This window comes from Sphingopyxis sp. EU05-FHT14B03 (assembly GCF_058790875.1).
In genome coordinates this window covers 990740-1012123 of the sequence record NZ_JBYTDC010000002.1, presented here as the reverse complement: position 1 = coordinate 1012123, position 21384 = coordinate 990740, and the positions used below count along the sequence as shown (strand labels likewise).

The window sequence follows — 21384 nt, the reverse complement described above, 5'->3', positions numbered from 1 at the left end:
CGCCCCTATTTGCCGTAGCGCCGGATGACCGTCAGCAGCTCGTCCGCCGCTTCGCTGCGCTCCGCGTCGGTGAGCCCCGGACGCGCGAGATGTTCGCGGACATGGTCCTCGACCAGTTCGTCGGCGAGCCCGAGGACCGCCCCGCGAACTCCCGCGACATGGTGCAGCACCGCCGAACAACTGGCGTCGTCGATGATCGCCTTTTCGATCGCGGCGACTTGTCCGGCGATCCGGCGGACGCGAGCAAGGAGTTGATCCTTGTTAGGTTTCAGATGCGACATGGGATAGCCCCCTACCCTATATTGCCTGTCATGAACAGCCGCAGACGCATCAATGCGCGCTGACTTTCGAGAAGATGTTCATCACCGCGACGCCGCTGATGATCAACCCCATACCGACGATCGCCGGCGCATCGAGCTTCTGGCCCTGAAATGCCCATGCGACCGCGGCGATCAGCACGATGCCCGCCCCCGACCAGATCGCATAGGCGATGCCGGTCGGGATGGTGCGCAGGGTCAGCGAGAGGAAATAGAAGGCGATGGCATAACCGGCGACGGTGACGACCGAGGGCAGCAATTTGGTGAAGCCCGCCGACCATTTGAGGCACGAGGTCGCGATGACCTCCGCCACGATCGCCAGCGCCAGATAGAGATAGTTCATCGCCTTCTCCTTCCCTGCGGCGTCAGCCCAACAGGCCGGCCGCCTGTATCAGCACCCAGATGCCGATGACGAGGAAAAGTACGGCGGCGACCTTGCGCACCGTGTCGAGATTGACGCGCTTGAGCAGTTCGTGGCCGAGGAAGATCGCCGGGACATTGGCGATCATCATGCCGAGGGTGGTGCCGGTCGTGACGAGCAGCACGCTGTGATATTGGGCGCCGAGCGCGATCGTCGCGACCTGCGTCTTGTCGCCCATTTCGACGAGGAAGAAGGCGACGAGTGTGGTCAGGAAGGCGCCGAAGCGCGGCTTGGGGGCTTCATCGTCGTCGAGCTTGTCGGGGACGAGGGTCCATGCCGCCATCGCGATGAAGCTGAGGCCGATGGCATAGCGGAAGACCGGGCTGTCAAGAAACGACGCCGCGGACGCGCCGAGCAGCGCGGCGAGCGCGTGGTTGGCGAGGGTGGCGAAGAGAATGCCGAAGATGATCGGCACCGGCTTGTTGAAGCGCGTCGCGAGCAGGATCGCGAGCAATTGCGTCTTGTCGCCGATTTCGGCGAGCGCGACGACGGCGGTCGAGGTGAAGAGGGCTTCCATGGATAGACTCCGGGGCCGGGCGGCGTTGCGATTCCAACGGACATCGATACCCGCCGCCCGGCCCGGACGTGGGGTCGATGCCATTGGTCTCGCCCAAACGCTTTCGCGTTTCCACCGCACCACGGCCTCTCGACCGAGTATGTTGACACGATGGCCCGTCCCGAACGGACGGCTGGCTACTCCCCAGATGACGGGGCGGGGTTAGACGGCGACGCTTCGGGAGGCAAGGCTTTTGGTTCCGCCTCCCCCGCATCCTTCGCCGCCTTGTCCGCCGCCGCGATGTCGGCGTCCATTGCCTTGGCGCGCGCGTCGATTTCCTTTGCCGCCTTGTCGAAGCGATCCTCGAACTTCGGCTCCTCCTTGCAGGCGGCGAGGAGCAGGGGCAGCAGGAGGAGCGCGGCGCGCATCAATAATCCTTGCGGTAGCGGACGCTGAAATTGGTCTGGCCCGATCCGCCGGCCTGGCTGAGGATCGACAGCGCCGGGGTCAGGCTGATTTCGAGCTGGGTCGCGGTGTAGCCGCGGCCGTCGGTGATCACCTCGATATAGATATCGTTCGTGATGTGCTGGCCCGCCGCGAGCGCGGTGCCGCGCCCCTGCGTATCGTCGGGGCTGAGGACGCGGAGGCGATCGATGCCGGTCGCCGATTGCAGCGCGCCGAGCGGGCTGAGGCCGCCGCTGCCGCGCAGGCTGTTGAGCGAGGCGGCAAGCTGGACCGCCTGCAGCGGCGACAGCGCGGTGATCGAATCGCCGAACAGGATGCGCGAGACGATCTCGTCCTGCGGCAGGCCGGGGACGCTGGAGAAGGCGATCTGCGGGTTCTGGGCGCGGCCCGACACGTTGACCGTGACGGTGACCTCGTCGAACGTGTCGCTCGCGATCAGGCGGATCGACGGATCATAGGCATCGCCGGTCGGGAAGGTCACCCGGCCCTCTTCGAGGTCGAACGAGCGGCCCGCGAAACCGAGCGTCCCGCGTACCAGTTCGATCTCGCCGGTGACGCGCGGCGCTTCCGTCGTGCCCTTCAGCGTGACGTCGGCCATCCATTCGGATTCGAGACCCATGCCGCTGACATAGATTTCGTCGCCGGCGCGCAGGCGGACGTCGAGGCGGATCAGGTCGAACAGGCTGCCGCCCACCGCGGCCATGCCGTCGCCGCTGATCCGCTGGCGCCCGGCGGGGGGCTTGCGGCGGACGCCGGTCAGCACCGGCACACTCGCGGCGCCCTGGCGGACGATCTTGTAGCGCGTTTCGGGAAGGCGGAGGTCGCCCGAGAGCAGCGCGGTCTGTCCTGCGACCTTTTCGAGCGTGAGGTTGCCGGTGGCGCGCGCCGCCAGATTGTCGCTGCGCGCAAGGCGGGCGTTGTCGAGCACGGCATCGATCTTCATCGGATAGCCGCTCGCCGCCGCAAGGCTGACATAGCCCGACGCCTTGACGATGCCGTCGCCGGCGGTCGCGGTCATCTGTTCGATTTCGAGGCGGTCGCCCGAGAAGCGGCCGTTGACGACCATGTTGGTCAGCCGCGTGCCATAGGTCAGATTCTCATAGGTCAGCGCATTGCCGCGCACGACCCCGTTCAGGCAAGGAGCCATCAGGCGGCAGCTGAAGTCAGCGGCGACGCCGATCGGCCCGGCGATACGCTGGTCGCCCGACCCGACGAAAGAGAAGAGCGTGTCAGCGGGGCCGTTGTAGCGGATGCCGCCGCTGAGCGGCGCGGCCTGCAGCCGCGTCATCCAGGTGCCTGCGCCGGGGGGCAGCGGGCGGAGCGAGGCCTGGAGGCGTCCGATGACGCTGCCGCGCTTGCGCATCACCGCGCTGGCCTCGCCGCCGTCGGCGAGCAGCTTGCCGGCGAAATTGACGTCGACCGGCTGGCTGACCGTCGCGGCGGTGGTGCGGGTGAAGCCGGTGATCGTCAGGCGTGCGTCGGCGCGCGGGAAGCTGTCGGCGCTGGCCTGTTCGAAATCGAGGCTGCCCGTCGCGCGGCCGCCGAGGCCGAGGTCGGGGTAGACGGCGTTGAGCATCGCGAGATTGACCCGGTCGAGCCGGCTCTGGACCATGATGCCGTCGCCAAACCGCCCCGCGAGCCGCGCGCTGCTGCCGCGGCCGAAATCGATGTTGGTCGGCAGTAGTTCATACCCATCCTTGCCGGGGATGATGCGCGCCGGGCTGGTGGTGCGGAAATTGATGCCGGTGGCGCGCCCCTGCACCGAGGCGCGCCACAGCTTCGGCTGGAGATCGGCGTTGGCGGCGACGCGGAAAGGCACGCCGCTCGTCCCCTCGACCAGAGCCTGCGCCTTGCCGGTGCCGTTCTGGTAATCGATCTTGACTCGGCCTACGGCGATATCGAATTCGCGAATGCGCGTCTGGGCGATCTGGATGTCGGCGATGATGCGCGGCTGGTCGTAGAGGATGACATCGGCATCGACGATCGCCGAGCCGATCGCGAGTTGGGCCGGCCCGGGCAGCACGACATTGTTGGCGCGCACGTTGATGGCTGCGGCCTGATACTGGCCGGTGGCGCTGAGGCGGACGAGGCCGCCCAGCCCCTGACCCGAGGCGTCGAGCTGGCCGACGAAGGGCCCGGCTGCGCTCTGCACGAGTTGCCCCTTGAAGCCGATGCCCGACAGGTCGCCGCGTTCGATATCGATCGTCAGCGGCCCCTTGGCGGTGAGCAGCACGACGTCGGCAGCGAGCGGGCCATAGTCGGTGTCGCCGGTCGCGGCGAGGCGGTAGCCGCCGGTTGCGCCGGTGATCCGCGCGACGAGGTTCTGGAGTCCGATGCCGAGGCCGGGGCGATCGGCGGTGAGCGTCGCGCGCGGATCGGTGATCGTGCCCGCGAGTTGCAGGCCGAGCGGGCCATATTCGGTCGACGACGCGCGGGCGGTCAGGTTGATCTGGCCGTTCGGGCTATAGCTCCCCTGCCCGCTGGTCACGCGCATCAAGGGTGCGTTGAGGCGCAGGTTGGCGAAGCGGATGATCCCGTCGGTGCCGTAGCGCACGTCGCTCGACGCCACGGCGTTGCCGCCGAGGACATTGCGGACGCCCGAGTTGAAGAGCTGGGTCGAGCGCGCGCGAACGCGGCCGACGATTTCGAACCCGCCGTTGGCTGCGGTCTTGAGGTCGGCGTCGGTGTCGATGTCGAAGATGCCGACGCTTTCGATGCGATAATCGTCGATGCGCCCATCGATCGCGCCGGTGTAGAAACCGCGGTTGAGGTCGGCGATCAGGATCGCCTTGGCGTCGATGCGGCTCGACCGCAGGCGCATATTGTCGCTCAACAGACGGCCGTCCTTATACGCGAGGTCGCCGTTGAGGCTCACCTGCACCAACGTGCCGCCGGCGACGGTGTCGAGGCCGCGGATGCGGCTGGCGCGGCCCGCGACGGGGATGAAGATCTGGTCGGGATCGACGCGCGCCTTGCCCGACAGTGTCAGCGCCTCGATGACGATGTCGTTGACCGCGAGGCTGGTCGCATTCGCCTGATATTCGACCGTCGGCAGGCGGAATTCGCCGTCGAGCCGGGCTTGCGCGCGCAGCCCGCTGCCGCGCACATAAGGGGCGATAGCGCCGGGCTTGAGCAGCACGAAGGCGACCTGCAACCCGTCGTAACGGCTGGTGCCTAGGTCGATACCGCCGCTGAGTCCGACGCGCGCGGCGTCGGACGAAATGCGGCCGTCGAGACCGACCTTGCGCTCGGCCAGCCGGGCCGTGAGGTCGATCGCGATTTCGGTGCCGAGCATGTCGGCGACGGGGCCGGCGGCGAGCAGGCGCGACGGCCGGGCCGTGCCCTTGACCGCGAACACCCCGTCGCGCGCGGCAAGGCCGAGGCGCGCGAGCGGCTGGCTGCCGAGGTTGCCGGTCAGCGTGCCGTTCCAGACCTTCCAGTCACCCTTACCCGAGAGTTTCGCGGTCAGCGGCTCCTTGAATCCACCCATCGCCGCGAGCACACCGCCCTGCGGCGCGTTGATGTCCATGTCGATCGACAGCCGGTTCGTCTCGGGCACGGCGTCGAGGATCAGCGCAAGCTTGTCGCCCTTCGCCTTGCCCCCGACCGTTTCGGCGTTGGCGGTGACCTGTGCGCGGCGGTCGGCGATCGCAACCTTGCCGGTGATGCGCGCTTCCTGCCGTTCGCCCGCGACGGCGGGTTCGAAGATGAAGCGGTCGACCTGCACTTTCGCGACATCGATATCGAGGTCGGGCAGCAAGGGTTCGCCGGTATCGGGAACCGGCTTGAACGCGGGTATCCGTGCCAGCGTCATCGTCAGCGCGGTCGCCGAGCGGATGTCGACATGGTTCGACAGGTACGCAAAGGGTCGCCAGTCGACCTTCACCTCAGGCGAGCGCAGGAAGACGCCTTTGGTATCAGACAAGGTGAGTTCACGGATCGACATCGCGCCATAGAGCGAGCCGTCGAGCCGGCCGATGCCGATCTTCATCCCGTTTTCGAATTCATATTTTTCGATCTGGGTGACGACGAAACGCCGCCCCGCATCGCTGTTAAGCCCGACGAGGAAGAGGCCGATCAGCGCGATCAAGCTGACGATCGTGATGCCGACGCCGCGCGCGATACGGCGCGGCCAGGACGGTTTTGCCTTTGGCGGCGGCGGGCTGTCGTCGAAGGCGGCGTCGTCGGCCATCAGAAAGCCTGCCCGATCGAGACATAGACGCTGACCCGGCCTTCACCCGGCTGGCGATCGATCGGGGTCGCGATGTCGAGGCGCATCGGGCCGAAATTGGTGTAGAACCGCCCGCCGATGCCGACGCCGTAGCGCAGGTTCGAAAAATCCGGGGTCGAGCCGCGATAGACCTGCCCCGCGTCGACGAAGCCCACGATCCCGTAATTGCCGAAGCGATAGCGTGCCTCGACCGCGACCTCGTTGACGCTGCGCCCCCCGATCGGGTCGTTGTTCGGGTCTTTCGGCCCCAGTTCCTGATAACCGAAGCCGCGCACCGAACCGCCACCGCCGGCATAGAAGCGCCGCGACGGCGCCAGATTCTCGCGCGAGGCGCCGAGGATCGAGCCCACTCGCACGCGCCCCGCGAGCACGACGCTGTCGGTCACCGGATAGTAGCCGCTCGCATCGATCCGGACGCGGGCATAGGGCGAGAAGCTGCCGCTGAGCGAGCCTTCGGGCTGGATCAGGGTGGTGACGCGGAACCCCTTGCTCGGGTTGAGCAGATTGTCGCTGCGATCGATCCCGAGCTGGCCGGTCAGGCCCGCGATATAATAGAGGCTGCGGTCGCGCGCGCCGAGGAGGAAACTATAGTCGTCTTCACTCGTGGCGATCAGATCGAGGCCATAGGCATAGGTAATCTTTTTCTGCCAGATCGGCGTCGATTCGCGGCTGACGCGGAAGCCGACGCGCCCGGTCAGCGCCTCGAAGGCGTTATAGTTGCTGCGCGACACTTCGGTTACCAGTTCGAAGGTGCGGTCGCGGCGCCCGGCGTTCGAGCGGCGGAAGGTGGCGGCGACCGCCTGTTCGCGCGTGCCGGCCAGACCCCGGATGATCAGCGCGCCTTCGGGCGGGAAGAGGTTGCGGTGAGTCCAGCCCGCCTCGATCCGAATGCCCTGCCCGGTGCCATAGCCCGCACTGGCGGCGAGGGTGCGCGGCGGCCCGGCTTCCTGCGTCACCAGCATCGTGACGAACTCGGTGTCGTCGCCCGCGCTTTCACCGGTCTTTTGCGGTTCGACCGACACGGTCGAGAACAGCCCGGTCGCGACGAGCGCCTGGCGGAGGTCGTCGGCCCTGCGGCTGTCATAAAGGTCGCCGCGCTTGAACCGCGCCAGCAGTTCGACATGTTCGACATCGAATGCGAGCTTGCCGGTGGTTTCGAACCCGCCGAAGCGCGCGCGGGGCCCGATTTCGACGGGCAAGGTGTAAACCCCGTCACCGGTCGCTCCATCGAGCAGGATGTCGCGTTGCCCGACGACCGCGAAGGGATAGCCCTCCTCGGGCAGTTTGAGCGCGATCGCCGCCTCGGCCCCCTGGACGCGTTGCGCGACGATCGGTTCGCCGATCGCCAGCGGGAAATTATCCTTGATCAGCGTTGGCGGCACCGTCGGCGCGGCGTTGATGACGATGTCGGAGAGGGTGTAGCGCTGCCCCGGCACGACATCGATAATCGCGACCAGCGACCGCGGACGCCCGGACTGACCCTGCGTGGTTGTGCCGGCGGGGCCATCCGCAGTTCGGTTTCCGCGATCAGTGCCGTCATTGTCGCTGCCGCCGCTGCGGTCGATCCGCGTTTCGACCTGGGCGTCATAATAGCCCTCCGAGGCGAGGATACGCCGCATCAGGTCGGCATCGGCGGTCAGGCGGGCGCGGACCATCGACGCATTGGCGGCTTCGCCATCGCCATCGTAGAGCGCCGACAGGTCGCCGAACAGGTCGGCGAGGTCGGCGTCGGTGCCGTCGTCGGCGGGCGCAAGGCCGTTGACCTGAACCGTGTAAGCGATCTTGACCGTTTCGTCGGCGGATTCGGGTTCGGCGAATTCGACCGGTTCGACGTTGAAGCTTTCGAGCGAGGGCAGCGGCGCGGCGAGTTCGGTGTCGCTGATCGGCGCGTCGCCGATCGCCTCGACCGCATCGCCGTCGGCCAGCGCCGGAGTGGGGGCGGGTTCGGAGCCGGGCGGCGCTTCATCTTGTGACGCGGCCTTTGCGGCCTGGCGGCGTTCGAATTCGGCGATCGATTCGAGCGGGACACCGAGTTCGGGGTCGTCCTCGGCCGAAATCGGCGGGATCGCGCGATCGAACTCGTCATCCTCGATGATCGGGTCGACCACCGGGAAGACCGCGTCGGGCGGCGGCGGGGTGGGCTTGGCCAGCGGGGTTTCGGGCGCGGAATCGCTGCCAGCCGTTTCGGTGACGGGCGGCGGTGACGGGGCTTCCTGCGCGTGCGCGGTCGTTGCGGCGAGGCAGAGCAAGGATGCCGACAGCGCGAGCGTGGGACGCAGCGACGTCCTCGTCGCGGTCCGGCGGATCAATTCGCGAAATTTTTCAGAATCTTGCATCTGCTGCCCGCTACCAGATGCGCTTCTGTGCGCTGGCACGCGGTCGCGCAACCAGATTCTGGCGGTTTTGCGATGACTTGCCGTGCGATGCAGAACCATGCCCCCTGTCTGCGCGATCGATCGGCACTCCGTCGATCACTGCCGTCGTCGGCTTTCGCAACGTGGCGAACGGCATAGAGTTGCGTAGTCGCGGCTGCGGATCACATTTCCGCGCGCAGGTGGCCGGCCATGATCTCGGCCTGACGGTTCACCGACAGGTTCGCCAGCGCGTAGCTTCGCGCCGCTTCATCGGCATATTGCCCCTTGTCGAGCAGATCGCCGAGCAGTTTCGCGAGGCCGACAACGTCGCCTTCGTCGAACAAATGCCCCTGCCCGCCCATCACTTCGGGGATCGCGCCCGATCGGCTGCCGACCATGGTGCGACCGCACGCCATCACTTCCTGGATGACGCGGCCGTACTGCTCCTTCCACTTGGGGGTGCTGAGCGACGGCAGGACGACGATGTCGGCCGCGTTCATGTAACGCGCCATGTCTTCGTGCCGCGATTCGAAAAAAGTCACGCGATCGGATAGTCCGAGCCGCTCGATCTGCGCCTGGAGCTGCGCGGTGTAGCCCGAGGCGCCGATGAAATCGTCGATCAGGAACTGCCAGGGGCGGTCACGGATGCGGTCGAGCGCGTCGATCAGGACATGGATGCCCTTTTCGGGGGTCTGGCGCCCGAAATAGGCGATCACCGGCCGGGTGAGACCGAGCTCGGCGCGCACCGCGGCGCGTTCGGCTTCGGGCAAGGGCTGGAACAGGCGCGGGTCGAAACCAATCGGTACCTGCGTCGCGGTGAGGCCCATTTTTTCGATCAGCGCGGTGCCGTCCTGGCTGAGCGTCAGCACGCGATCGACCTTGCGGCGCGCCGAGCGGCGAAGCCACGCCTTGACCAGCGCCGAGGCGATGCCGGCGGGGTTGCGGGTTTCTGCCGCCTTTTTGAGGTCGATGCCGAGGCTTTGCGGCATATTCTCGGCGGTGAGCGACCATAGCCGTGCGTTCGGCGCGACCTGTTTGGCCTGCCGCACCATCATGCTCGCGGGGTCGCTGTCGCAATAGATGTGCGTCGGCTGGAAGGTATCGACGACCGCCTGCAGCCCCTGCAGCTGGTGGGTGCGCTGGTTGGTGCCGGTGAGGTCGAGCAGCGTGAGGTCGTAATTTTCGGGCGGAAAGTCGGGGGTATCGCGCCACTGACCGCCGACGAAATGGCGGCGCGGCACGACGAGATGGACGGGAATGCCGAGCGCGCCGATTTCGCGGAACAGCGCGCGGTTCACCGGCTCGTGGCACGAGAGCGAGATGGCGAGGAGACGCGGGGTGGTCACGCGGCAAAGGTGGCGATGGTGTGGCGGGCCTCGTCAGCGATCGAGGCCGAGGGCGCCCAGCCAAGCGCGCCGAGCCGCGCGATGTCGACCGTGAACGGGCTGCGGAAGGCGTCGGTACCGTCGCCATAGGTGATCGGTACCGGCTGCGGCGCGGCGGCGGCGATGGACTCGGCGAGCGTCTGCATCGTGATCGCGCGTCCGGCGCCGAGGTTGAAGAGATTGTTCCAGCCGCTCGTCGCGCGCAGCAACAGCTCGACCGCCGCGATCGCATCGCCGAACGGCAGGATGTCGCGATAGCTCTGCCCGTCGTTGCGCAGGCTCATCGCACCGGTTTCGGCGACCTGGCGGCAGAGGTCGAGGAAGATCAGCCCCGCCTGTTCGCCGAGATCGCCATGCGCGGGCGCGCCGACCATGTTGGTCGGGCGCAGGATCGCGATGCGCTCGGCGACGTCGCTGGCGGTGAGATCGCCCTCGATCGCGAGGTGCGTCTTGCCATAGGGATGGCCCGGCGCCTTGGGCATGTCCTCGGTGTAGGTCTCGGGGACGGTGCCGCCATAGACGTGGAAGGTCGAGAAATGGACGAGGCGCGTCGTCCTGCCCTCGCGCAGCGCGGCGAGGCACGCGGCGGCGGTGCTGCGGCCCTGTGCCATCGCGGCGTCGGCATCCTTGCCGGCCGCCTGCGCGCCGGGCATCGCGAGGTTGACGACCGCGTCGAAATCGCCGCCCGGCAGGTCCGCGTCGCGGCTGCTGTCGTAGCGAAAAGAGGCGATGCCGTGCTGGGCGAGCCATGCGGCGCGTGCGGGCGTGTCCGAACGCACGGTGACCGCGACGTCCCAGGCGCCGGCCAGCGCCTCGGCCAGCCGCGCCCCGAAATATCCGCTGCCGCCGACGAGCAGCAGCCGGCCATCAGCCATGGCGGACGTCCCAGTTGTACGGGATCTTGTCGGTGAACGGGTCCATCCGGTCGATCTCGTCGGCCGAATGGACGTGGGTGGTGCAGTTCGCGACGATCGCCGGATACTGACCGTAACCCTTGAAGCCGTTCCAGACGAAGGGCGGCACGGTGACGAGGCAATAATTATCCTCGCCCATGAAGATTTCCTGGAGTTCGCCGCGCGTCGGCGAGCCTTCGCGGTCGTCGTAGAGGACGAATTTGATGCGGCCGTGGACGACGGCATAGTTCAGCGTCATTTCGCTGTGGATATGCCAGGCTTTGATCGCGCCGGGCTGGACGCACGAGAAATAGATCTCGCCGAAGCGGTCGAAATGCGGCGCGTCGCTGCGCAGCATGTGCATGATCTTGCCGCGCTCGTCCGCTATTTGCCGCAGCGGTGTAATCAGGACGCCGTCGATCATGCTATTCCCCTTGGGTTGGTTCAGGCCGCCCAGGCGAGCGATTTCGCTCGCGCCTCGGCGACGAAGGTTTCGATATCGTGACGCGTCTGGTCGAGCGCCGGCGCCTGGTCGGCGACCACCGCCTTGTACCAGCCCGCAGTCAGCGCGACGCCGCCGGCGAAGTCCAGCGTCGGCGCCCAGCCGAGCTTGTGATACGCCTTGTCGATCGACAGGCCGAGCAGGCCCGCCTCGTGCACCGCGCCGGCTTCCGCCGCGTTGATCCATTCGCCGGGCCAATGCTTGAGGAATTCGGTGACCAGCCGCTCGACCGAGCCATTGGCTTCGACCCAAGGGCCGAAGTTGAACGCTTCGGTGACGTCCGCCGGCGATTTTACCCGCGCGGTGGTTGCGGCGCCGCCGAGCAGTGCGCCGAGCCAGAGATAGCCGCTCAGCGATTCGAGCACATGCTGCCAGGGCCGCGTCGCCGACGGGTTGCGCAGGCGGATCGCCTCGTCTTTTGCCAAGCTGCGCACGCAATCGGGGACGATGCGGTCGAGCGACCAGTCGCCGCCGCCGATGACGTTGCCGGCACGCACCGTCGCCATCTTCACCGGGCTGTCGGGGGCGGAAAAGAAGCTGCGGCGATAGCTGTGCGCGACGATCTCGGCGGCGCCCTTCGACGCGCTATAGGTGTCGTGGCCGCCCATCGGATCGTCCTCGCGGTAGCCCGACAGGACTTCGCGGTTCTCGTAACATTTGTCCGAGGTGACGCAGACGACCGCCGCCGGATGGCCGGCGCGGCGCAGCGCGTCGAGCAGGTTGACGGTGCCCATGACGTTGGTCGCCATCGTCTCGACCGGATGGTCGTAGGAATAGCGGACGAGCGATTGCGCCGCGAGGTGGAAGACATAGTCGGGCCGGTGCGCCGTCACGACGTCGTACAGCGCATCGGCATCACGGACGTCGCCCAGGATATGCGTCATCCGGTCGGCGAGGCCGAGGCTGTCGAAATGCGACGGGCCGTCGTCGACGCGGTGCGAGAAGCCGACGACATTGGCGCCCAGCGTCAGCAGCCATTCGGCCATCCACGAACCCTTGAAGCCCGTGTGACCGGTGAGCAGAATCGTCTTGCCGCGATAGGCGTCGCCGAACATGCCGCCGCTTACCACTTCTTCCAGGGCGCCTGCCCGTCGGCCCACAGCTCGTTGAGCAGCGAATATTCGCGCGGCGTGTCCATCGGCTGCCAGAAACCATTATGTTCGTACATCATCAACTCGCGGTCGGCGGCAAGGCGTTCCATCGGCTCGCGTTCGAGGATCAGCTCTTCGCGATCGTCGAGATAGTCGTCGACGAAATTGCGGTTGAAGACGAAGAAGCCGCCGTTGATGTGCCCGCCCGACACCTGCGGCTTCTCGTTGAAGCTGGCGACGACGCCGCCCTCGGTCCCGAGTTCGCCGAAGCGGCCCGGGGGATAGACGCCGGTCAGCGTCGCGGTCTTGCCATGGCCCTTGTGGAAATCGACGAGGCCCGAAATGTCGACATCGCCGACACCGTCGCCATAGGTGGCGCAGAACTGATCGACCCCGTCGAGATAGCGCGCGCCGCGGCGGATGCGGGCGCCGGTCATCGCATCCTCGCCGGTCTCGGCGAGCGTGACTTTCCAGTCCTCGGTCTGGTGCTTGTGGAATTGCAGCCGGTCCTCGCCGCGCTTCGACAGGTCGACGGTGACGTCGGACGACTGGTTCGCATAGTTCAGGAAGAAATCGCGGATGATGTCGCCCTTGTAGCCGAGCAGCAGGACGAAGTCGGTGATGCCGTGCGCCGCATAGATTTTCATGATGTGCCACACGATCGGCTTGTCGCCGATCGGCACCATCGGCTTGGGCAGCGTTTCGGACACTTCGCGCAGCCGGGTTCCCCGGCCGCCACAGAGAATCAATGCTTTCATAGGGGTGAGCTCGTTCCGTTCTGATTGTCAGGATGTGGCGGAATCAATTGGGCTATCAAGCGCCCGCTCGGTAGCCGCAAAGCCAAGACGCTGCAACGCGCTTCGAACCTTGATCGCCAATTCATGTGCCGCAGAACGTCACATAAGGGTCATTTTCGGCCGAGCCGGGTTGGGCATAGCCGGCCCAGTCGGCGCGTTCGACATGGGGCGCGCGCACGACTTCGAGCAGCGCTTGGAACGGCGCCAGATCGCCCTGCTCCGCTGCCGTCAGCGCTTCTTCGACCCGGTGGTTGCGCGGGACATAGCGCGGGTTCACCGCATCCATCGCCGCGGCGCGTTCGAGCGGATGGATATCCTCGCGTTCGAGTTCGGCCCACCAGCTGGCAATCCAGGGCGCCATAACCTCGGGTTGCGGGAGCAGGGCTTCGAGTTCGCTCGCATCGCCGCGCAGCAGCATGGCGAGGGCCCGGAAGAAGCCGGTAAAATCGATCGCATGGTTTTCGAGTTCGCCGAAGAGATTGTCGATCAGCTCCGCATCGCCCTCATGCGCGCTGGCAAGGCCAAGCTTGGTTCGCATGCGGGCGAACCAATGGGTGCGAAAGCGGTCGGGGATCGCATCGACGAGTCCCTTGGCCTTCTCGACGTCCGCCGGATCGACGGCGTGGATGGCGGGCAGCAGGGCTTCGGTGAAACGTGCCATGTTCCAGTGGAGGATCTGCGGCTGACGGCCATAGGCGTAACGGCCATTGGCATCGATCGAGCTGAACACCGTGTTGGCGGAAAAGCGGTCCATGAAAGCACAGGGGCCATAATCGATCGTCTCGCCGCTGATCGCGACATTGTCGGTGTTCATCACGCCATGGATAAAGCCGACCCCGAGCCAGTGCGCGACCAGTTCGCATTGCAGGCCGATCACGCGGTCGAGCAGCGCGAGATGCGGGTTGGGGCTTTTCGCGAGGTCGGGAAAATGGCGCCGAATGCTATAGTCGGACAATTGCACGACATGCTCGGCGCCGAAATGCGCGGCGAAGAACTGGAAGGTGCCGACGCGGATATGGCTGCTCGCGATTCGAGTCAGCACCGCGCCGGGGTGGGCGCGTTCACGCTGGACGCGGTCGCCCGTCGCCACCGCCGCCAGGGCGCGCGTGGTCGGCACATGCATCGCCGCCATCGCTTCGGAGACGAGGAATTCGCGCAGCACCGGGCCGATCGCGGCCTTGCCGTCGCCGTTGCGTGAGAAAGGCGTCGGGCCAGATCCCTTGAGCTGGACGTCGAAACGCGCGGCATCGGGGGCGACGATTTCGCCGAGCAGCAACGCGCGGCCATCGCCGAGCTGCGACGAGAAGTGGCCGAACTGATGCCCCGCATAGGCAAAGGCGAGCGGATTGGCGCCGCCGGGCATCGCCTCGCCTGAAAACAGGCGCGCGAGCGTGTCGTCGCCGGTGCCCGCAACGTCGAGGCCGAGCTTTTTCGCCAGTGCATGGTTGAAGACCAGCAGCTTCGGCGCCGAGGGCGGCGCGGCTTCAGCGGGGGCGTAAAAGCCCTCCATGTCGCGGTGGAAACTATTGTCGAAGGCGAAATCCATGGCCCTGCTCCTCGCCTTTCTATGTCGAGCCTGTCGGGCGCGAATGCAAGCGCCGGGCGTCAGCGCCGGTGCGCGAGGAACCAGTCGTAGGTCGAGGCGATCCCGTCGCGCAGCGCGATGCGCGGCGACCAGCCCATGCCGGCGAGCTTGGCGTTCGACATCAGCTTGCGCGGGGTGCCGTCGGGTTTGCCGGTGTCGAGGACGATCTCGACATCGGCGCCGACGACCTGACAGACGAGGCGCGCGAGGTCGATGATCGCGATGTCGGTTCCCGATCCGACGTTGATGTGCCCGGCGTCCGAATAGCGCTTCATCAGGAAGACGCAGGCATCGGCGCAATCGTCAACATGCAGGAATTCGCGCATCGGCGTGCCGCTGCCCCACAAAATCATCGTCTTGGCGCCGCTGGTCTTCGCCTCATGCGCCTTGCGGATCAGCGCGGGCAGCACATGGCTGGAGTTGAGGTCGAAATTGTCGCCGGGGCCATAGAGGTTGGTCGGCATCGCCGAGATATAATCGGCGCCATATTGTCGGCGATAGCTTTGCGCGAGCTTGATGCCGGCGATCTTGGCGATCGCATACCATTCGTTGGTCGGCTCGAGCGGGCCGGTGAGCAACGCCTCCTCGACGATCGGCTGCTCGGCGAACTTCGGATAGATGCACGACGAACCGAGAAAGCAGAGTTTCGCGACGTCGGCGCGGTGCGCCGCATCGACGATATTCGTTTCGATGACGAGATTCTGGTAGAGGAAATCGGCCGGAAAACTGTCGTTGGCCAGGATTCCTCCGACCTTCGCCGCCGCGAGGAAGACCGCGTCGGGCCTTTCGCGCGCGGTCCATGCGCGCACCGCCGCCTGATCGAGCAGGTCGAGCATATCGCGCCCAGCCGTCAGGACCTCGCAATTCTCATCGGCAAGCCGGCGTACCAGCGCGCTGCCGACCATGCCGCGGTGTCCCGCGACCCAGACGCGCTTGCCCGCGAGCGAAAAGGCCTCAGTCATGCGACGGGGTCGTGCCGGCCTTGTATGCCGCGACGTCGGCGGCGACCATTTCGCGGCACAGCTCGCGCACCGAGGTTTCGTGGCGCCAGCCAAGCTTTTGATGCGCCTTCGACGGGTCGCCGATCAGCAGGTCGACCTCGGTCGGGCGGAAATAGCGCGGGTCGACCTCGACGAGGCATTTGCCGCTGGCCTTGCAATAGCCCTTTTCGTCGACGCCCTCGCCCTTCCACTCGAGCGCGATGCCGACATCCTCGAACGCCCATTCGACGAAGTCGCGCACCGGCGTGGTTTCGCCCGTCGCGAGGACATAATCGTCGGGCTCGTCCTGCTGCATCATCATCCACATGCCGCGGACATATTCGCGGGCATGCCCCCAGTCGCGCTTGGCGTCGAGGTTGCCGAGGTACAGCTTGTCCTGCTGGCCGAGGCTGATCGCCGCAGCGGCGCGGGTGATCTTGCGCGTGACGAAGGTCTCTCCGCGCAGCGGGCTTTCATGGTTGAACAGGATGCCGTTCGACGCATGCATGCCATAGGCTTCGCGGTAGTTCACGACGATCCAATAAGCATAGAGCTTCGCCGCCGCGTAGGGGCTGCGCGGATAGAAGGGCGTGGTTTCGCGCTGCGGCACTTCCTGGACGAGGCCATAAAGCTCCGAGGTCGAAGCCTGATAGAAACGGCAGCTCTTTTCCATGCCGAGGATGCGCATCGCCTCGAGCAGCCGCAGCGTGCCGATCGCGTCGCTGTTCGCGGTATATTCGGGGGTCTCGAAACTTACCTGCACATGGCTCTGCGCCGCGAGGTTGTAGATTTCGGTCGGTTTCGTTTCCTGGACGATGCGGATCAGGTTGGTGCTGTCGGTCAGGTCGCCATAATGAAGGTGGAAACGCGAGTTTTCGACGTGCGGGTCCTGATAGATATCCTCGATCCGGCTGGTGTTGAACGAAGATGAGCGGCGCTTGAGGCCGTGGACGACATAGCCCTTGTCGAGCAGCAGCCGCGCGAGATAGGCGCCATCCTGTCCGGTAATTCCGGTCACAAGGGCAATTTTTTCCTGTTCCGCCAAGACTTTATTCCTCGTTCCGGGGAGAGTGTTCGAGCGCGTGTGATCCGCGCTATTCGGCGGTGCATCCCTTTCCGCGCCTTGCCCGCGAAGTCAACCGGGCTGTTGCCCGCAGGGGAACTTCGCCCTTGTTGCCAAAGGCTCACATGTCTATCGCGGCCATGCTGCGGTGCCACAAACCGCATCCGACAGGAGATGATTGTTGACCGTGTTGATTACCGGGGCCGCCGGATTTATCGGTTTCCATCTCGCGCGGCGGTTGATGGGCGAAGGCCGGCCGGTGATCGGCATCGATATCGTCAACGACTATTACGACCCGGAGCTGAAGCGCGCGCGGCTGGCGAAATTGTCGGCGGAATATGGCGATCTCTTCACCTTCCGCCAGGTCGATTTCGCCGACGCGACCGCGCTCGACGAAGCGCTCGCCGACCTGAAATTCGCCGATATCGCGCATCTGGGCGCGCAGGCGGGGGTTCGTTATTCGATCGACAATCCGCGCGCCTATGTCCAGTCGAACCTCGTCGGGCACCTCAACCTGCTCGAAGTCGCGCGGACCCGCGGTGTGCCGATGGTCTATGCCTCCTCCTCGTCGGTCTATGGCGGCAACAAGACCCTGCCCTTCCGCGTCGAAGACCGCGTCGACCATCCGATGTCGCTCTATGCCGCGACCAAGAAGGCCGACGAACTGATGAGCGAGACCTACGCCCATCTCTATCGCATCCCGCTGACCGGCCTGCGCTTCTTCACCGTCTATGGCCCCTGGGGCCGCCCCGACATGGCGATGTGGATCTTCACCAAAGCGATTTTCGAGGGCACGCCGATCCAGGTGTTCAACGCCGGCGCGATGCGCCGCGACTTCACCTATATCGATGATATCGTGTCGGGGGTCGCCGCGTGCATAGCCAATCCGCCGCCCGACGACGGCGAACTCAAGGCCGGCGGCAGCGTCGCGCCGCACCGGCTCTACAATATCGGCAACAACCGGTCCGAAGAGCTGACGCGGATGATTTCGCTGATCGAGGAGGCCTGCGGGCGCGAGGCGATCAAGCAGATGGCGCCGCTGCAACCCGGCGACGTCCCCGAAACCTATGCCGACATCAGCGCGATTTCGGGCGACCTCGGTTACGAGCCGACGACCCCGATCGACGTCGGCATCCCCAATTTCGTCGCCTGGTACCGCGACTATCACGGGCTTTGACGCCTCCCCCACTCCCCCAAGGACCGCTGCAAAAGCGGCAAAGGATCAGAGCGAAATGAAAATCGTCGTCGTCGGGCTGGGCTATGTCGGATTGCCGCTCGCGGTCCAGCTCGCGAAGCATTTCGACACCGTCGGGCTGGACAGCAATGCTGCGCGGATCGCCGAGCTGCGCGATGGTCACGATCGGACGGGCGAGGTCGATGCTGCGGCATTGGCCGCGTGCGGGCTGGCGCTGACCAGCGATGCGGCGGATTGCAGCGGCGCCGACCTCTATATCGTGACCGTGCCGACGCCGATCGATGCCGACAACCGCCCCGACCTGTCGCCGGTGCGCAGCGCGACGCGCACCGTCGCGGCCCTCCTCGACGCGGCGAAAACGCCGACGATCGTCTATGAAAGCACCGTCTATCCCGGGGTGACCGAGGATATTTGCGGGCCGATGATCGAGGAATTGTCGGGGCTGGTGCGCGGGCGCGATTTTTTCCTCGGCTATTCGCCCGAGCGCATCAATCCGGGCGACCGCGAGCATACGGTCGACAAGATCATGAAGGTGCTGGCGGGCGAGAATGACCAGATCACCGAATTGCTCGCAACCGTCTATGGCAAGGTGACGAGCGGCGGGGTGTTCCGCGCCAGGTCGATCCGCGCCGCCGAGGCCGCGAAGGTGATCGAGAACGCCCAGCGCGATATCAACATCGCCTTCATCAACGAAGTGACCAAGATTTTCTCGGCGCTCGACATTTCGGTGTGGGATGTGCTCGACGCGGCGCGGACGAAGTGGAATTTCCTGCCCTTCGAACCCGGCCTGGTCGGCGGCCACTGCATCGGGGTCGACCCCTATTATCTCAGCCACCGCGCGCAGGAATTGGGTATCGACCCGCAGGTCGTGCTGTCGGGCCGCGCGATCAACGACGGCATGGCGCAGTGGATGGCCGACGGCATCCACGCCGCGCTCGGCAAGCCGGGCGCCGACATCCTGATCCTGGGACTGACCTTCAAGGAAAACGTCCCCGACCTGCGCAACAGCAAGGTCATCGACCTGGTGCAGGCGCTGCGCGGACACGGCCACAGCGTCGCGGTCCATGACCCGCACGCCGACCCCGCCGAAGCGCGGCACGAATATGGACTCGACCTGGCATCGATGCCCGGCGAACCCGCTTATGACTGCGTGATCGGCGCGGTGCGGCACGAGGCGTTTCGGACGCTTTCAGCGACCGATCTCGCGGCGATATTGCGTCCCGGCGGGCTTGTCGCCGACATCAAGCGCATGTGGCCGGCGCCTGCCGCCGACGCGGCTTCGACCCACCGCTACTGGTCGATTTAACCATCCGGGGGTGGCGCATGCGGCAATATCTGCCTAAGGCGCGGTCAACGACTGAAAACATGGAAGAATGAATGTCGCGTTCCCGGGAGTCCCTCTTCGATCGTTGGTTTCTGGCGATTTTCCTGATCGCCATCCTGCTGTTCGGCGGGTCGGCCCGTGTCGACAGCGTCGGGCTGGTGATCGTGCGCACGCTGGCGATCGTCGCGATCGCGATTGCCCTTCCCTATTGGGTTGAGGAGCGCGGGCGTGACCGGCTGCAACGCTGCCGTCCGCTGCTGCTGCTGCTCGCCGCCGCCGCGGGATGGATGCTGATCCAGCTCATCCCGCTGCCCGCCGGCCTGTGGTCGGTGCTGCCCGGCCATAGCGAACTCGCGTCGCGGATGACCGCCGCCGGGGTCGAGATCGGCTGGCGCCCGCTGGCGCTGTCGCCGGGCCGCGCGATCCATTCGCTGCTCGACCTGCTGGTCCCGCTGGCGGTCGTGCTGCTCGTCGGGCGCACGTCCGACCAGGACTTGCGGCAATTGCCGCTGCGCCTGCTCGCGTTCCTCGGCGTCGCGGCGGTGTTCGGCGTGCTGCAATTGCTGGGCGGCGAGGGCGCCCCTTATTTCCACCGCATCACCAACACCGGCGCCGCGGTGGGCTTTTTCGCCAACCGCAACCATCATGCGGTGCTGCTCGCGCTCTATTGGCCGCTGCTGCTGTGGTACGTCCATGGCCGCGCCGATCGCGCCGGCAGCCACGCCGCAACCCTGCTCGGCGTGCTCGGCGGGGTGGCGATGATGCTCGCGATCATGGCGACCGGCTCGCGCGCCGGCCTGGCCATCGGCGGCGTCAGCTTCCTCGTCACCAGCATCTTGCTCTACCGGATGCGCAGCGCCGCGGTCGGCACCGAATCGGCGGCAAAGATCGTGCGGCTCACGCTGATCGCGTCGATCGCCGGAACGCTCGCCGGTGCGGCGGCGATGCTGTTGTTCGGGGCTGGTTTCATGGATCGGCTCGACCAGAGCGACGTGGTCGCCGACCTGCGTTTCGCGGTCCTTCCGACGCTCAACGTGATGATCTGGCACTATGCGCCGTTCGGCGGCGGTTTCGGCAGTTTCGAGGCGGCGTACAAGATCGTCGAACCGGTCAACCTCCTGTCGCTGCAATATCTGAACCACGCCCATAACGACTATCTCGAGCTGTTGATCGACGGCGGACTGCCCGCGCTTCTGCTGCTGGTCGGCTGGGGCGTGATCGTCTGGCGCGCGGCGAAGCGCGGTTGGCAGCACGAGCAGTCGGCGCCGACCGACCGCATCGGAATCCTCGTATCGGTGATGATGCTGGCGATTTTCGCGGCGGCCAGCTTGGTCGATTATCCGCTGCGGACGCCCGCGCTCGCCGCGATGGCGACGCTTGCCACGGTGCTCGTCTATCGTCGTCCCGACATCCCCAGCGCGCGCCGCAAGGGGCAAAAGACCTCCGCCGGTTTCCGCTGAGCCGATGCTGCGTTGCGACATAGGTTTGATTTTGCGGTTTCCTTTGCGGGGTGGGCGGGCTAGTCCCCTCAGGACATAAAAAAGGGATGATGTTTCGGTGAACTTTCGTTTGGCTATCGCTAGCCTGACCGCCGCCTGCCTGTTGGCCGGCTGTGGCGGTCGCCCGCAGCTCACGAGCACCCAGACGCTCCAGGTCATGGACGGCAATGCGCTGCCGGCGCCAACCGGGAACGACCTCGTCGGTGAGACGCGTCCCTATCTGATCGGCCCGTTCGACCGGCTCAGCGTCGACGTCTATGGCGTCCCCGACCTCAGCAAGCAGGTGCAGACCGACGCTGCGGGGATGATCCAGTTGCCGCTGGTCGGACAGATCAAGGCATCGAACCAGACGAGCGCCGAACTCGCCGAGGCGATCGAGCAAAAGCTCACGCGCTTCGTCCGCCGTCCCGATGTCAGCGTCAACGTCACCGAATCGGTCAGCCAGGTGCTGACCGTCGAGGGACAGGTGGCGCAGCCGGGCCTGTATCCCGTGGTCGGCAAGATGTCGCTGATCCGCGCCGTCGCGCTCGCCAAGGGGACGACCGAATTCGCCAAGCTCGACGATGTCGTGATCTTTCGCACCGTCGGCGGGCAACGCATGGCCGCGCTCTACAATCTGAAAGCCATCCGGACCGGCGTGTATGACGATCCCGAAGTCTTTGCCAACGACGTCGTCGTGGTCGGCGATTCGCCGGGGCGCCGCCTGTTCAAGGATATCTTGGCGACCACACCGCTGCTGGTCTCTCCGATCGTAGCCCTCATCAAGTAAGATTTGCAGGAAGTTCG

General features: G+C 66.0%; 18 protein-coding genes. 4 read left to right on the top strand and 14 right to left on the bottom strand.

The window, feature by feature from the left end; all coding sequences use genetic code 11:
- Positions 1-5: 5 nt before the first annotated feature.
- The 14 genes from AC3WS4_RS13925 to gmd all read right to left on the bottom strand — a co-directional run bounded on the left by AC3WS4_RS13925 (position 6) and on the right by gmd (position 16535).
- Positions 6-281 carry a metal/formaldehyde-sensitive transcriptional repressor gene (locus AC3WS4_RS13925; protein WP_056351476.1) on the bottom strand — a complete coding sequence of 92 codons (276 nt, stop codon included), beginning with the start codon at positions 279-281 and terminating at the stop codon, positions 6-8.
- Between the two features lie 49 nt (positions 282-330).
- Positions 331-660, bottom strand: coding sequence for an SMR family transporter (locus tag AC3WS4_RS13920; protein ID WP_492739624.1), 330 nt, complete (start codon positions 658-660; stop codon positions 331-333).
- A gap of 22 nt (positions 661-682) precedes the next feature.
- The gene (locus AC3WS4_RS13915; RefSeq protein ID WP_492739625.1) at positions 683-1255 is read right to left on the bottom strand and encodes a TMEM165/GDT1 family protein; all 573 of its coding nucleotides are present in this window, start codon (positions 1253-1255) and stop codon (positions 683-685) included.
- 176 nt (positions 1256-1431) lie between these two features.
- The gene (locus AC3WS4_RS13910) at positions 1432-1662 is read right to left on the bottom strand and encodes a hypothetical protein (protein ID WP_056351484.1); all 231 of its coding nucleotides are present in this window, start codon (positions 1660-1662) and stop codon (positions 1432-1434) included.
- Complete coding sequence (locus AC3WS4_RS13905) at positions 1662-5891, bottom strand: translocation/assembly module TamB domain-containing protein (RefSeq protein ID WP_492739626.1); 4230 nt, start codon at positions 5889-5891, stop codon at positions 1662-1664. The genes AC3WS4_RS13910 and AC3WS4_RS13905 overlap by 1 nt, the downstream gene beginning before the upstream one ends.
- Positions 5891-8266, bottom strand: a complete 2376-nt coding sequence (locus AC3WS4_RS13900; protein WP_492739627.1) for an autotransporter assembly complex protein TamA — start codon at positions 8264-8266, stop codon at positions 5891-5893. Before AC3WS4_RS13900 ends, AC3WS4_RS13905 begins: the two co-directional genes overlap by 1 nt.
- 200 nt (positions 8267-8466) lie before the next feature.
- Entirely contained in the window at positions 8467-9630 is a 1164-nt protein-coding gene (locus AC3WS4_RS13895) for a glycosyltransferase (protein ID WP_492739628.1), read from the bottom strand.
- Positions 9627-10544 (bottom strand): NAD-dependent epimerase/dehydratase family protein, encoded by a 918-nt coding sequence (locus tag AC3WS4_RS13890; protein ID WP_492739629.1) that lies wholly within the window; start codon positions 10542-10544, stop codon positions 9627-9629. The genes AC3WS4_RS13895 and AC3WS4_RS13890 overlap by 4 nt, the downstream gene beginning before the upstream one ends.
- A complete protein-coding gene (locus AC3WS4_RS13885) occupies positions 10537-10986 on the bottom strand; it encodes a dTDP-4-dehydrorhamnose 3,5-epimerase family protein (RefSeq protein WP_492739630.1) in 450 nt (149 codons plus the stop codon). Before AC3WS4_RS13885 ends, AC3WS4_RS13890 begins: the two co-directional genes overlap by 8 nt.
- 20 nt (positions 10987-11006) lie before the next feature.
- A complete protein-coding gene (gene rfbG, locus AC3WS4_RS13880) occupies positions 11007-12119 on the bottom strand; it encodes a CDP-glucose 4,6-dehydratase (protein WP_492739631.1) in 1113 nt (370 codons plus the stop codon).
- A gap of 8 nt (positions 12120-12127) precedes the next feature.
- The gene (gene rfbF, locus AC3WS4_RS13875) at positions 12128-12913 is read right to left on the bottom strand and encodes a glucose-1-phosphate cytidylyltransferase (protein ID WP_492739632.1); all 786 of its coding nucleotides are present in this window, start codon (positions 12911-12913) and stop codon (positions 12128-12130) included.
- 121 nt (positions 12914-13034) lie between these two features.
- Entirely contained in the window at positions 13035-14498 is a 1464-nt protein-coding gene (locus AC3WS4_RS13870; protein WP_492739633.1) for a protein adenylyltransferase SelO, read from the bottom strand.
- A gap of 59 nt (positions 14499-14557) precedes the next feature.
- Positions 14558-15499, bottom strand: coding sequence for a GDP-L-fucose synthase (gene fcl / locus AC3WS4_RS13865; protein WP_492739634.1), 942 nt, complete (start codon positions 15497-15499; stop codon positions 14558-14560).
- Complete coding sequence (gmd, locus tag AC3WS4_RS13860) at positions 15492-16535, bottom strand: GDP-mannose 4,6-dehydratase (RefSeq protein WP_443028063.1); 1044 nt, start codon at positions 16533-16535, stop codon at positions 15492-15494. The genes fcl and gmd overlap by 8 nt, the downstream gene beginning before the upstream one ends.
- Positions 16536-16761: 226 nt before the next feature.
- Between gmd and AC3WS4_RS13855 the strand changes: the two genes are divergently transcribed.
- The 4 genes from AC3WS4_RS13855 to AC3WS4_RS13840 all read left to right on the top strand — a co-directional run bounded on the left by AC3WS4_RS13855 (position 16762) and on the right by AC3WS4_RS13840 (position 21367).
- Positions 16762-17757 (top strand): SDR family NAD(P)-dependent oxidoreductase, encoded by a 996-nt coding sequence (locus AC3WS4_RS13855; protein ID WP_187140136.1) that lies wholly within the window; start codon positions 16762-16764, stop codon positions 17755-17757.
- 55 nt (positions 17758-17812) lie between these two features.
- Positions 17813-19081 carry a nucleotide sugar dehydrogenase gene (locus AC3WS4_RS13850; RefSeq protein WP_492739635.1) on the top strand — a complete coding sequence of 423 codons (1269 nt, stop codon included), beginning with the start codon at positions 17813-17815 and terminating at the stop codon, positions 19079-19081.
- A gap of 71 nt (positions 19082-19152) precedes the next feature.
- Entirely contained in the window at positions 19153-20559 is a 1407-nt protein-coding gene (locus AC3WS4_RS13845) for an O-antigen ligase family protein (RefSeq protein WP_492739636.1), read from the top strand.
- A 97-nt stretch (positions 20560-20656) separates the two neighbouring features.
- The gene (locus AC3WS4_RS13840) at positions 20657-21367 is read left to right on the top strand and encodes a polysaccharide biosynthesis/export family protein (RefSeq protein WP_056351531.1); all 711 of its coding nucleotides are present in this window, start codon (positions 20657-20659) and stop codon (positions 21365-21367) included.
- Positions 21368-21384: the final 17 nt, after the last annotated feature.